Consider the following 605-nt stretch of genomic DNA (forward strand, 5'->3'; position numbering starts at 1 on the left):
GCAGCATTCGTTTGTTTTCCCACAGTCGAGCCGAGAAGTCGGCACCGCTCCATGGGTAGGAAAGCACGTTCGTAATCATATCCTCGTTGATTTTGGCGAATTCGTGCACGAAGCCAACACGCTGCTGGATATCATATGCTTTCTTGTAGTAGCCTGCTGTGAACAGGTCTCCGAATTCCTGCCTCATTTGCCTGACACCAACGGTGTAGAGATCATTCAACGACATCTGAATTTGGCCAAATAGAGCTTCAAGGCGTGATATCTGACTGTTGTAGGATAGTGCGTCCAGCTCAGCCTTCAAGAGTGCTTTGACTGCCTCATCTTGTTCCTGATTGATACGCTTAACCCAGTCCCCTATACTGGCCTTCCACTCTTTCACTTCCGGGCGACTGAGCCGGCGAACAGCTTCGTCATAGGATAAGTCTTGTTCAGATGCATAGCGAGCATAAAAGTCATTGATACTACGCCTAATCTCTCGGGCAGCTCGCTGGTACTCCGTGAACATACGAGCAGTTAATGCTGCGCCTTTGGCTGCTGATTCAGATTCACGCTGCAGCGCTCGCTTAACCCAGTAATCATTGTTTTTCGTCATCTACCGGCTCACC

At 49.6% G+C, this 605-nt stretch carries 1 protein-coding gene; it reads right to left on the reverse strand.

Annotation, left to right across the window (positions count from 1 at the left end; all coding sequences use genetic code 11):
- On the reverse strand, positions 1–592 hold a 592-nt coding region (locus PPOP_RS17515), incomplete at its 3' end, for a hypothetical protein (protein WP_006288000.1).
- Between the last annotated feature and the right edge of the window lie 13 nt (positions 593–605).

The organism is Paenibacillus popilliae ATCC 14706, assembly GCF_000315235.1.
GTDB classification, from domain to species: domain Bacteria; phylum Bacillota; class Bacilli; order Paenibacillales; family Paenibacillaceae; genus Paenibacillus_B; species Paenibacillus_B popilliae.